Annotated in this window: 11 protein-coding genes; all 11 read right to left on the bottom strand. The window is 65.3% G+C overall.

Annotation, left to right across the window (positions count from 1 at the left end; translation table 11 throughout):
- Positions 1–110: 110 nt before the first annotated feature.
- On the bottom strand, positions 111–482 hold the full coding sequence (mnhG, locus tag CLU86_RS09480; protein ID WP_099655832.1) for a monovalent cation/H(+) antiporter subunit G: 372 nt from the start codon (positions 480–482) through the stop codon (positions 111–113).
- The gene (locus CLU86_RS09475) at positions 479–757 is read right to left on the bottom strand and encodes a K+/H+ antiporter subunit F (RefSeq protein WP_099655831.1); all 279 of its coding nucleotides are present in this window, start codon (positions 755–757) and stop codon (positions 479–481) included. Before CLU86_RS09475 ends, mnhG begins: the two co-directional genes overlap by 4 nt.
- Entirely contained in the window at positions 754–1,254 is a 501-nt protein-coding gene (locus CLU86_RS09470) for a Na+/H+ antiporter subunit E (protein ID WP_099741445.1), read from the bottom strand. Before CLU86_RS09470 ends, CLU86_RS09475 begins: the two co-directional genes overlap by 4 nt.
- On the bottom strand, positions 1,251–2,999 hold the full coding sequence (locus CLU86_RS09465; protein WP_099741444.1) for a monovalent cation/H+ antiporter subunit D: 1,749 nt from the start codon (positions 2,997–2,999) through the stop codon (positions 1,251–1,253). Before CLU86_RS09465 ends, CLU86_RS09470 begins: the two co-directional genes overlap by 4 nt.
- Positions 2,996–3,382, bottom strand: coding sequence for a Na+/H+ antiporter subunit C (locus tag CLU86_RS09460; protein WP_099655828.1), 387 nt, complete (start codon positions 3,380–3,382; stop codon positions 2,996–2,998). Before CLU86_RS09460 ends, CLU86_RS09465 begins: the two co-directional genes overlap by 4 nt.
- Positions 3,382–6,336, bottom strand: a complete 2,955-nt coding sequence (locus tag CLU86_RS09455; protein WP_099741443.1) for a monovalent cation/H+ antiporter subunit A — start codon at positions 6,334–6,336, stop codon at positions 3,382–3,384. The genes CLU86_RS09460 and CLU86_RS09455 overlap by 1 nt, the downstream gene beginning before the upstream one ends.
- Before the next feature lie 169 nt (positions 6,337–6,505).
- On the bottom strand, positions 6,506–6,907 hold the full coding sequence (locus CLU86_RS09450; RefSeq protein WP_099741442.1) for a helix-hairpin-helix domain-containing protein: 402 nt from the start codon (positions 6,905–6,907) through the stop codon (positions 6,506–6,508).
- A gap of 49 nt (positions 6,908–6,956) precedes the next feature.
- Positions 6,957–8,114, bottom strand: coding sequence for a lipopolysaccharide assembly protein LapB (gene lapB / locus CLU86_RS09445; protein ID WP_099741441.1), 1,158 nt, complete (start codon positions 8,112–8,114; stop codon positions 6,957–6,959).
- Positions 8,104–8,433: a lipopolysaccharide assembly LapA domain-containing protein gene (locus tag CLU86_RS09440; RefSeq protein WP_099741440.1), complete on the bottom strand. Its 330-nt coding sequence runs from the start codon at positions 8,431–8,433 to the stop codon at positions 8,104–8,106. Before CLU86_RS09440 ends, lapB begins: the two co-directional genes overlap by 11 nt.
- A gap of 228 nt (positions 8,434–8,661) precedes the next feature.
- Positions 8,662–8,991 carry an integration host factor subunit beta gene (locus CLU86_RS09435; protein ID WP_099658683.1) on the bottom strand — a complete coding sequence of 110 codons (330 nt, stop codon included), beginning with the start codon at positions 8,989–8,991 and terminating at the stop codon, positions 8,662–8,664.
- 165 nt (positions 8,992–9,156) lie between these two features.
- Positions 9,157–10,983, bottom strand: a complete 1,827-nt coding sequence (rpsA, locus tag CLU86_RS09430) for a 30S ribosomal protein S1 (RefSeq protein ID WP_255408839.1) — start codon at positions 10,981–10,983, stop codon at positions 9,157–9,159.
- Positions 10,984–10,994: the final 11 nt, after the last annotated feature.

Raw genomic sequence — 10,994 nt, 5'->3', positions numbered from 1 at the left:
GCCGCTTCGCTGAGTTGTGTTAGCCGCTCTTGATGAAAATGGCTGCTAGCGCTTGCCAATAAAGCGCTAGCAGCTATTGAATTGATAGCAATTGCCAGAGGGCCTCGGCCTCAAGCGCTTTTCTTGGGGCTGCCAGGCGGGGCGCTCAGGCTGGGGGGCACGTTCTTGCCAGCCTGGCGCGCCCTGAACAGGGCCGCGCGCATCAGGAAGATGGTGGTCACCGGCACGGTGATGGCCACAAACACGGCGATCAGGATGGCGTGCAGGGCCAGCTCGCCATCGTCCACCGAGAAGTACAGCACCGTGCCGTGCACGATGCACCAGCAGCCCATGGTGGCAATGATGGAGGGCGTGTGCACGCGCTCAAAAAACGTGGGCAGCCGCAGCAGCCCCAGCGAGCCCAGCAAGGCCAGCCCCGCGCCCAGCAGCACCAGCGCGGCCACCAGCACCTCCAGCCACAGTGGCAGGGCGTGGGCGTTCATTCGATCACCTCGCCGCGCAGCAGAAACTTGGCCATGGCCATGGCGCCCACAAAGCTCAACACCGCCAGCAGCAGGGCGGCTTCAAAGTAGTTTTTGCTGCTGTAGTGCAGGCCCAGCACCAGCATCAGCAGCATGCCGTTCAGCGCCATGCAATCGAGCGCCAGCACCCGGTCCTGCGCCGAGGGGCCTTTGAGCACGCGGGCCAGTGCGCAGCCCATGGCCAGCACCAGCATGATGAGGGCCACTGGCAGGGCCCATTGCAGCACGGGGTTCATTCAAAAATCTCCATCAGGGGGCGTTCGTAGCGCTGTTGGATGTGGGCGGTGATGGCAGCGGCGTCGTCCAGCTCCAGCACATGCAGCAGCAGGGCGCTGCGGTCCAGCGCCAGCTCGGCCCAGGCAGTGCCAGGGGTGATGCACACGATCATGGCCAGGGCGGCCAGGGCGTTGGGGTCGTGCAGCTCCAGTGGAATGCGCACAAACCCGGCCGGGTGGCGACGCCGCCCGGGCGCCAGCAGCAGCCGGGCGACGGCCAGGTTGGATTGCACGGTGTCGGCCATCACCGTGAGCATGAGCCGCAGCACGGCCCCAGGGCGGCGAATGCGCACGGGGGTGGGCCGCAGGCCTGCGGTGAGCACCGGGATGGCCAGCGCCAGCAGGCCGCCCAGCAACACGTGCCCGGCGCTGAGCGAGCGGTTGAGCAGCAACCACATGCCCAGCAGCGCCAGGGACAGCAGCGGGGCGGGGAGCAGTTTGTGGAGCCAGTGCTTCATGGCTGGCCCCCTGGCACTGAACCTTGGCGCCCAGCGCTGGCCGGTGCGGCTTTTTGGGCAGGGGCCGGGTTGGGCTTGGGTTGGGCCGACATGACAGCCTGGATGTAGCCCGCAGGGGTGTGCAGGGCGTCGGCCGTGGCCTGGGTGTAGCGCAGCACGGCACCCGCCTGCCAGGCCAGTGCACCGCACACCACCAGCAGCGCGGCCACGGGCAGGCCCTCTAGCACCAGCAGCTTGGGGGCGGCGCGGTCATGGGCGGCCCAGAAATGCAAGATGCCGACCCGCGTCAGCGCCACCAGCGCCAGCAGGCCCGAGCCCACCATCAACGCCACGATGACCCAGGTGAGCGCCCCCGCCGATGTGGGTAAGCCTGCCCCCAGCCCCAGGGGGTTCAGCAGCGCATGGATCATGGCGAATTTGCCCACAAACCCGGGCAGGGGGGGCAGGCCCGCAATGACCAGGGTGCAGGCGATGAACGCCAGCCCCAAGAACGCGGCCGCTGCGGGAATCACCTCGCCGATCAGGGCTTCCTCCTTGTCGTCCAGGTTCAGCCCCTCACTGGGCACAAGGTCGGCCGAGAGGAAGGGGGCATCGTCCGTGCGCTCGTAGGGGGCGAGGCTGTAGCCGTCGTTGCGCCAGCGGTCGATCAGGTCGGTCAGCAAGAACAGGGCACTCACGGCCAGGGTGGAGCTGAGCAGGTAATACAGCAAGCCGCCGGTGAGGGGGCTTTGGCCCAGGCCCACCGCCGCCAGCAGCGTGCCCGATGACACGATGGCGCTGAAGCCCGCCAGGTGCCCAAGGCGCTGTGAGCCCAGCATGCCGATGGCGCCAAACACCAGCGTGACCATGCCGCCGCCCACCAGCCAGGCGCTGCCAAACTGGGCCGAGGCCCCTGCGTCCGGGCTGAACAGCAGGGTCCACAGCCGCAAGATCACGTACACCCCCACTTTGGTCATGAGCGCAAACAGAGCGCCCACCGGGGCCGTGGCGGCACTGTAGGCGGGCACCAGCCAGAAATTGAGCGGCCACACGGCGGCCTTGATAAGGAAGGCCACGCCCAGGATAGCGCAGGCCGCGTGCAGCAGACCGCGGTCGCTGTCGGCCACACCGGCCATGCTGCGCGCCAGGTCGGCCATGTTGAGCGTGCCGGTGATGCCGTAGAGCATGGACACGCCAATCAGGAACAGCGACGACGCGGCCAGGTTGATGGCGATGTAGTGCAGACCGGAGGCCACGCGCGGGCGCCCCGAGCCGTGCAGCAGCAGCCCGTAGGAGGCGGCCAGCATGATCTCGAAGAACACAAACAGGTTGAACAGATCGGCCGTGAGGAAGGCCCCGGCCAGCCCCATGAGCTGGAACTGAAACAGCGGGTGAAAGTGCACCCCGGCCCGGTGCCAGCGGGCACTGGCGTACAGCGCCGCAGCCAGGCCCACGGTGCTGCACAGCACCAGCATCATGGCCGAGAGCCTGTCGAGCGCCAGCACGATGCCAAAGGGCGCGGGCCAGTTGCCGGGCAGGTAGATGCCCAGGGTGCCTGGCATGCCGGGCTGCTTGGCTTGTGACAGCAGCAAGATGGCAATGACCAGGCCCAGCAGGGTGGAGCCCACGTTCAGCAGAATCTTGGTGCGCTGCTGCTCTTCGCGCAGCAGCAGCATGAGCCCGGCGGTGAGCAGGGGCAGCACGATGGGGGCGAGGATGAGGTGCGGCATCCACTGCGCCGCCACCCAGGTGGTGATGGCGTTCATGGCAGCTCCTGGTGCGAGTCTTGCCAGTCAGGCGCGTCCTTGGCGTGGGCGCCGTCCACATGGTCGGTGCCCGCCATGCCGCGCGATGCCAGTAGCACCACCAGGAACAGCGCCGTCATGGCAAAGCCGATGACAATCGCCGTGAGGGTGAGCGCCTGGGGCATGGGGTCGGCATAGTGGGCCAGGTCTTGTGGCAGGCCGGGTTGCAGCACGGGTTCCTTGTCGATCGACAGGCCCAGGCGGCCCATGCTGAAGATGAACAGATTGACGGCGTACGACAGCAGCGACAGGCCCATGATGACCTGGAAGGTGCGCGGGCGCAGCAGCAGCCACACGCCTGAGCCGGTGAGCACGCCGATGGCCAAGGCCAGAACCATTTCCATCAGCGGTCTCCTTGGTGGGTTGTGGGGGATGGGGTGGGGGGCTGCGCAGCATCGTCGTCGGCTGCGCGGGCATGAAAGCGGTGGCTGCGCACCGACTGGTGGGCAATGGCCGTGAGGATCAGCAAGGTGGAGCCGACGACCAGGGTGAATACGCCGATGTCGAAAAACAGGGCGCTGGCGATGTGCAGCTCACCCACCACCGGCAGGTGCAAATGCGCTGTGTGGCTGGTGAGGAAGGGGTAGCCAAGCCACAGCGAACCCAGGCCGGTGGCCAGCGCGGCCAGCATGCCCAGGCCGATCCAGCGGCGCGGGTACAGGGGCAAGTGCGCCTCGACCCAGGTGGTGCCCGAGACGATGTACTGCAGCAGCAGTGCCACCGAGAACACCAGCCCCGCCACAAAGCCGCCGCCGGGCTCGTTGTGCCCACGCATGAAGAGGTACACGGCCACCATGGTGGCAAATGGCAGCAGCAGCCGCACCAGCACGGCGGGCACGGTGAGGTAGCCGATGGCGGTGTCCACCGTCTGGCGTGGGTTGGCCAGGTCGGTGGCCACGTCGGGGGGCAGCGCGCGTTGCTGCGGGGGCAGGTCCATCACCTCGCGCGCAGGGCGAAAGCGCCGCAGCAGCGCATACACCGTGAGGGCCACGATGCCCAGCACCACAATTTCGCCAAAGGTGTCAAAGCCTCGGAAGTCCACCAGCATCACGTTGACCACGTTGGTGCCGCCGCCTTCGGTCAGTGCGCGTTCCAGGAAGAAGGTCGAGGTACTTTCGGGGAAGGGGCGGCTCATCATGGCCAGAGACAGCACGGCCATGCCGCCCCCGGCGATCAGTGCCACGCTCAGGTCGCGCCAGCGGCGCAGCTGGGTGCGGCGCTCTTGCGCCAGGGTGGGCACGCGCAGGCTCTCGTCCCGCTTGGGCAGCCAGCGCAGGCCCAGCAGGATGAGGATGGTGGTCACCACCTCCACCACGATCTGGGTGAGGGCGAGGTCGGGCGCAGAGAACCACAGGAAGGTGATGCACACGCACAGCCCTGCAGCGCCCAGCAGCGTGAGTGCGGCCAGGCGGTGGTATTTGGCCTGCCAGGCGGCCGCCAGGGCGCACACTCCGCCGATGGCCCACAGCAGGGCAAAAATGGGCGACAGGGGCAGGCCCGCACGTTCGCCAATGTGCAAGCCGCGCAGCCACAGGGGCCAGGTGCTGGCCACCAGGGCGGCCAACACCAGCCACAGCATTTGCCATTGCAGCCTGCGCGTGCCCAGCAGGCGCTTGCCTGCGCGGCCCGCCATGCTGGCGCGGGCCAGGGCGGCTTCAAACAGGCGTTGGCCGTTCAGTCGGTGCATCAGCGGTGGCGCGTCGATGGTGCCGCGCGTGCGCTGCTGGCGCAGCAGCAGGTACAGCGCGATGCCCCCGCCCAGGGCCACCAGGCTCATGATGAGCGGCATGTTGATCCCGTGCCAGATGGCCAGGCTGTACTCGGGCAGCTCACCGCCCACCACGGGCCGGGCTGCAGCCGCCAGATAGGCGCCCACCGACCAGGCGGGGAGGGTGCCCACCAACACGCAGGCCAGCACCAGCAGCTCCACCGGCACGCGCATCCAGTGCGGAGGCTCGTGCGGGGCCAGGGGCAGGTCGGTGGCGCGAGGACCCCAGAACACATCCACCGTGAAGCGCAGGGAGTACGCCACGCTGAACATGCCCGCCACGGTGGCAGCGATGGGCAGCAGCCACTGCAGCCAGGGGGTGGCGTCGACCAGCACGGCTTCGGCAAAGAACATTTCCTTGGACAGGAAACCATTGAGCAGCGGCACACCGGCCATGGCCGCACTGGCCACCATGGCCAGCGTGGCGGTGATGGGCATCATGCGCCGCAGGCCCGACAGGCGGCGGATGTCGCGCGTGCCGCTTTCATGGTCCACAATGCCGGCCGCCATGAAGAGCGATGCCTTGAAGGTGGCGTGGTTCATGATGTGGAACACGGCGGCCACGGCGGCCAGCGGGCTGTTGAGGCCCAGCAACAGCGTGATGAGGCCCAGGTGCGAGATGGTCGAGTAAGCCAGCAGCCCCTTGAGATCGTGCTGGAACATGGCGGCATAGCCCCCCACCAGCAGCGTGCACAGCCCGGCCCCGCCCACCAGCCAGAACCAGGGCTCGGTGCCGCTGAGCACGGGCCACAGCCGGGCCAGCAGGAACACCCCGGCCTTCACCATGGTGGCCGAGTGCAGGTAGGCCGACACCGGCGTGGGGGCCGCCATGGCGTGCGGCAGCCAGAAGTGAAAGGGGAACTGCGCACTCTTGGTGAGGGCGCCCAAGAGAATCAGCACCAGCGCCGTGAGGTACAGCGGGTGCGCCTGGACTTGAGCGGCCGAGGCCAGCACCTGGTCCAGCTCGTAGCTGCCCACGATGTGCCCCAGCACCAGCATGCCTGCCAGCATGCACAGCCCGCCGGTGCCCGTCACCGTGAGCGCCATGCGCGCTCCGCGCCGCGCATCTTTGCGGTGGTGCCAGTAGCCAATCAGCAAAAACGAGAACAGGCTGGTCAGCTCCCAGAACAGGGCGATCTGGACGAGGTTGCCCGACAGCACCACGCCCACCATGGCCCCCATGAAGGCGAGAAAGAACGAGAAGAAGCGTGGTACCGGGTCGGCCGCTGACATGTAGTAGCGCGCATACAGCACCACCAGGCTGCCCACGCCCAGCACCAGCATGCAGAACATCCACGCAAAGCCGTCCATGCGCAGCACCAGGTTCAGCCCCAGCTGCGGTATCCATTCGATGCTTTGGTGCAGCACGCCGCCATGGGCGATGTCCGGGAAATACAGTGCGGCCTGCACGGTGCAAAACACGGCGATCAGGCCTGCCAGGGTGGATTCGGTGTTGCGTGCGTTGGTGGGCAGCACTGCCGCCAGCAGGCTACCCAGAAAGGGAAGGAGTAAGAGTGTGATCAGGGGCATGCCCGGCCCATTCTAGGAGGTGCATGGGCGCACCTGCGCAAAAGGGCGGTGTGGGCTTGGGCTTTTTGGGGAGGCGGAACAGCGCCTGGCACACCTGCCAGCGCCCATCCATGGGCGAATATGGGGCGAGCCCCACTCTGCCTTCTCGGCGTGCGGGCCGCCGCCTGGGTCAAGGCTTGGGCGGCACGCTGGGGCTTGGTGGCTGGCTGGGAGGGGTGCCTTCTGCCTGTTTGGAACGGGCGGCACCATGGCTGCTGCCGTCTGCTTTGGCTTTTGCCTTGGCCTGTGCTCTGGCCCACGCTGCGGCATTGAATCGCTTGCCCTGCACCGTCATGCCGCCCGAAGAGAACTTGGTGGCGGTTTTCTCTCCAATGCCTTTCACACGCTCAATCAGATCGGCCCAGTCTTTGAACTCGCCCTTGTCGCGCTCTGCCAGGATGCGCTCTGACAACCCGGGGCCAATGCCGTGGATGCCGTTGAGCTCGGCCTCGGAGGCCTGGTTCACATCGACCGCCGCAAACGCTGCCGATGCAAAAAGCAGGGCGATGGAGATCAGCAATTTCTTCAGCATGGTGGCTCCTGGATGGCTTGGCTCAGCTTGAGGGCAGGTTGCTGGGCGTTCAGAGTTCTTCCACGCGCCGCGCTGGGTAACTGTCCCAGGTCTGGCAGCCGGGGCATTGCCAAAAATGCTGGCGCGCTTCAAAGCCACAGGCCGCGCAGCGGTAGCGCGTGAGGGGCTTCACTGCGTGGTCCAGCGCACGCTGGATCTGGGGGTGGAACTCGTCATGCTCCAGCTTTTCACCGGCCAGCCACTTGGCGGCAGCCACCAGCGATCGCTCTTTGTCCAGGTGCTGCACGTAGCGTTGGCGTGCCGTGCTTTGGGTGGCCTCGTCGGCCGTTTCCATGGCCACGATGCTTTCGAGCACGTCCAGGCTGGGGGCTTGCGCGTAGTGCGCCAGCAGGCGCTGGTGCACCTCGGCCTGGCGTTCGGTGGCGTTGCCTGCTTCCACCATCAGCGGGGCGGCCAGGGGCAGGGCGGCCGGTGTGCGCTCGCCCAGCGTTTGCAAGGTGTCGAGCACGGCATGGGGCTGGCCCATGAGCTGCAACAGGCGGGCCATTTCCACGCGGGGGCGGGCGGCATCGGGGGCAGCGGCAATGGCTTGCTCCAGCAGCGCCTGGGCGCCGGGGCGGTCACCTTGGGCACTCAGGGCCAAGGCCTGTTCGCACAGGTAGTGGGCTTGGCGCGTGCTGAAGTCGCCCTGGTCGGCTTCGTGCATCTTGCGGGCAATGCTGGCGGCATGTGGCCAGTCGCGTGAGCGCTCGTAAATGGCCAGCAGCGCCAGACGGGCCTGGGCTTCAAACGGTGTGCCTTCCAGCCGGTTCAGTGCGTCTTCGGCGCGGTCCAGTAGCCCGGCTTTCAAAAAGTCGAGCGCCAGGGCGTGTTGGGCCCGTTCACGGTCGGCGGCAATCAAGTCGCCGCGCGAGAGCAGGTGCTCGTGCACGCGCACGGCGCGGTCGTACTCGCCCCGGCGGCGAAACAGGTTGCCCAGGGCAAAGTGCAGCTCCGAGGTGTCGGGGTCGTTCTGCACGGCCTCGATGAAGGCGTCGATGGCCTGGTCTTGCTGCTCGTTGAGCAGAAAGTTCAGTCCCTTGAAGTAAGCCTTGGGGGCGCGGCGGTTTTCGGCGCGCAGCTGGCGCAAGTCAAAGCGCGATGCCAGCCAGCCCAAGACAAAGGCCACTGGCAGGCCCAGCAGCATCCAGGTGACATCAAATTCCATGGACAGGCGGGTAGTCGTTAGGGGTGGAGGCGGGTGCAGTGGCCGCAGGGGCCGTGGCTTGTGTGGGTGACGGGGTTGCCGCTGCCTGCTGGGCCTGGGCCTTCAAGGCGATGTTGCGGTGCCGCCACCAGCGCGGCACCATGCCCAGCACGCCGGTCGCCAAGCCTGCGGCAAAGGCCGTGAGCACCACCAGCACCAGTGGGGCACGCCACTGCGTGCCAAAAAAGAAATGGACCGTGGCGTCTTGCTGGTTGTTCAGCGCAAACGCAAACAGGGTAAAGAAAATGGCTGCCTTGAGCAGCCACAGGAGGTATTTCATGGTGTCCCCGGTGGTGGGGCGATTCTAAGAGCTTGCCCGAGGGGTTTTCGCCGGGTGCTCTGTGGTGTGTCTGTTTGGGCAACGGTGCGCAGTCGGGCACGTTGGGCGCTGAATATTCAGAAAAAATAGGCTCTAGCGCTTGATATATAAGCGCAAGCAGCTATTAATTTTGATGTACCTGAGGCGCTGTAGCCTGTGCCGGGTGTGGGCACGGTGTGCCGTTCGGGCTTAGCCGACTCGGCGTACAGGTGCTTCGGGCAATGCTTCTGCGGCCTCTGTGCGTTGGTCTACCGCTTCTCTCAGTGCCTTGCCCGGCTTGAAATGGGGCACGCGCTTTTCAGGAATGTGAACGGCTTCGCCGCTGCGCGGGTTGCGGCCCATGCGCGGGGGGCGGTGGTTGACCGAGAAACTGCCAAAACCCCGAATCTCAATGCGGTGTCCTTTGACCAAGGCATCGCCCACCGCGTCCAGAATGGTTTTGACGGCGTATTCGGCGTCCTTGTGGGTGAGCTGGCCAAAGCGGGCGGCCAGTTCTTCAACAAGGTCAGATCGGGTCATGGAGTCTTGTGGCATGTGCGTAGTGCAAGTGCGTGTGAAACAAGTGCTGGTGGAATAAGAACGGGCGCATAAGTGACCCGCTGCACAGAGACATTCAACAATCTCCTGTGCAACGGGCGCTCATGCGCCCGGTGCCATCCGACCGGTTACCCGGTCAGCGCAGTTTTACTTTTCCGAGTTGTCCAGCTTGGCGCGCAGCAGGGCGCCCAGGCTGGTCGTGCCGGCGCTTTCGCGGGCCGATTGCTGCGACAGGCTTTGCATGGCTTCTTGTTGGTCAACCATGTCCTTTTGCTTGATCGACAGCTGGATGTTGCGGGTCTTGCGATCCACATTGACCACCACAGCGGTGACTTCGTCGCCTTCCTTGAGCACGTTGCGGGCATCTTCCACGCGGTCGCGGGAGATTTCCGAAGCGCGCAGGTAGCCCACGATGTCTTCGCCGAGGTCGATTTCAGCGCCACGGGCGTCCACGGTCTTGACCTTGCCGGTCACGGTCTGGCCCTTGTCGTTCACGGTCACGAAGGTCGTGAATGGGTCGCCGTCGAGCTGCTTGATGCCCAGGGAGATGCGTTCGCGGTCCACGTCCACAGCCAACACGATGGCTTCGACTTCTTGGCCCTTCTTGTAGTTGCGAACAGCGGCTTCGCCGGTTTCGTTCCACGACAGGTCGGACAGGTGCACCAGGCCGTCGATGCCGGCAGCCAGGCCCACGAACACGCCGAAGTCGGTGATCGACTTGATAGGACCCTTGACGCGGTCGCCGCGCTTGGTGTCCTGGGCGAATTCTTGCCATGGGTTGGCCTTGCATTGCTTCATGCCCAGGCTGATACGGCGCTTGTCTTCGTCGATTTCCAGAACCATGACTTCGACTTCGTCGCCCAGCGAAACCAGCTTGGCGGGAGCGATGTTCTTGTTGGTCCAGTCCATTTCAGACACGTGCACCAGGCCTTCGATGCCGGGTTCGAGTTCGACGAACGCGCCGTAGTCGGCAATGTTCGTGATCTTGCCGAACAGGCGGGTCGATTGTGGGTAGCGGCGGTTCACGCCCATCCATGGGTCGTCGCCCATTTGCTTCAGACCCAGCGAGACACGGTTCTTTTCGGTGTCGAACTTCAGGATCTTGGCGGTGATTTCTTGGCCAGCGGTCACCACTTCGGATGGGTGACGCACACGGCGCCATGCCATGTCGGTGATGTGCAGCAGGCCGTCGATACCGCCCAGGTCCACGAACGCACCGTATTCGGTGATGTTCTTGACCACGCCTTGAACGATGGAGCCTTCCTTCAGGGTTTCCATCAGCTTGGCGCGCTCTTCGCCCATGGAGGCTTCCACCACAGCGCGGCGGCTCAGCACCACGTTGTTGCGCTTGCGGTCCAGCTTGATGACCTTGAATTCCATGGTCTTGTTTTCGTACGGCGTCAGATCCTTGATCGGACGTGTATCGATCAGCGAACCGGGCAGGAATGCGCGGATGCCGTTGACCAGGACAGTCAGGCCGCCCTTGACCTTGCCGCTGGTCGTGCCAGTGACGAATTCGCCGGATTCCAGGGCCTTTTCCAGGCTCATCCAGGAAGCCAGACGCTTGGCGGTGTCACGCGACAGGATGGTGTCGCCGTAACCGTTTTCGATGGAGCCGATGGCCACCGAAACGAAGTCACCGACTTGGACTTCAACTTCGCCCTTGTCGTTCTTGAACTCTTCCAGCGGCACGTAGGCTTCGGACTTGAGGCCAGCGTTCACGACCACAAAGTTGTGCTCAACGCGCACGACTTCAGCGGTGATGACTTCGCCTGGGCGCATTTCCGTACGCTGCAAGGATTCTTCAAAAAGGGCGGCAAAAGATTCGGACATGTGTTTCCTTGCCACAAACAGGATTCCAGTAGCACCATTGCTACTGTTTTTATAGCTGCTTGCGGTGGTTTTTTGCGGTGTGACCGCGGTTAGGTTAAAGATCCAGGCCACCGGTGCGCTGGCGCGCGAGAGGGGCGGCATGGGCCTGTGGC

Origin of the sequence: Acidovorax sp. 62 (genome assembly GCF_002754495.1) — a bacterium.
In the GTDB taxonomy this organism is placed as follows: domain Bacteria; phylum Pseudomonadota; class Gammaproteobacteria; order Burkholderiales; family Burkholderiaceae_C; genus Acidovorax.
Note: the sequence above shows the minus strand (reverse complement) of the source record. Positions and strands in the feature narration are given on the sequence as shown.